This is a genomic window from Streptomyces sp. DH12 (assembly GCF_020873895.1).
Lineage (GTDB): Bacteria > Actinomycetota > Actinomycetes > Streptomycetales > Streptomycetaceae > Streptomyces.
In genome coordinates, this window is sequence record NZ_JAHWGT010000960.1 from 1 (window position 1) to 464 (window position 464).

General features: G+C 70.3%; 2 pseudogenes. Both read right to left on the minus strand.

The features are described 5' to 3' along the window. Positions 1–311, minus strand: a pseudogene (locus LPA54_RS37980) (sugar ABC transporter permease); the annotation flags it as partial. Continuing rightward, positions 308–464, minus strand: a pseudogene (locus LPA54_RS42755) (sugar ABC transporter substrate-binding protein); the annotation flags it as partial. The pseudogenes LPA54_RS42755 and LPA54_RS37980, both read right to left, overlap by 4 nt.

Genomic DNA, 464 nt, shown 5'->3' on the forward strand with positions numbered 1-464 from the left:
GTGCCCCACACGGGGTCGGTGAAGACCTCCCTGAAGTTCTTGATCCCCACCCACGAGGTGTCCGTGAGGTCGGTCAGGTTCCAGTTCCGGAACGCCATCTGGCTGCCGGCGATCATCGGGTAGTACGTGAACAGCGCCACGAAGACCGCCGCCGGCGCCATGAACGCGGCGATGACCAGACCGCGCCGGGTGGTGAACTCCCGCCGCCGGCTGCCCCCGGCGCCCCCGCCGCGGGGCGGGGCGCCCTCCTTGCGTACGGAGGGCGCCGCGGTCACGCCGGACGGGGACGTGGACGTACCGGACATGGTCACTTCTTCCACTTCTCGGTCCAGTAGGCGTCCCAGCCGGCCAGGAGCTCCTTCGGCGTGAGCTTGCCGAGGACCATCTTCTGCACGTCCGTGTCGGCGCGCTGCTGCCACTCCGTCCACCACGCGACCCCGCGCGGCTGGGTGACGACCAGGTAC